Source organism: Chitinimonas violaceus (assembly GCF_052601015.1).
The window spans coordinates 1-255 of the sequence record NZ_JBQXDJ010000282.1; the positions used below are offsets into that span (position 1 = coordinate 1).

Genomic DNA, 255 nt, shown 5'->3' on the forward strand with positions numbered 1-255 from the left:
CGACAGCCATCCGCAGTGACAATGGGCCGGAATACATTGGCAAGATACTGAGTGAATGGGCACAGAGAAAGGGAGTTCGACTTGATCATATCCAGCCTGGCAAGCCGCAACAGAACGCGTACGTTGAGCGCTTCAACCGTACTGTGCGCTACGATTGGCTTGGTCACTACCTGTTCGAGTCGATCGCAGAAGTTCAGGATTACGCAACGGATTGGATCTGGTTCTACAATCACGAACGCCCTAACATGGCCTTGG

1 protein-coding gene is annotated in these 255 nt (G+C 52.5%); it reads left to right on the plus strand.

From position 1 onward, the window contains the following. A partial coding sequence (locus ACUHMQ_RS21295; RefSeq protein WP_445297426.1) for an integrase core domain-containing protein occupies positions 1 to 255 on the plus strand: 255 nt, incomplete at both ends.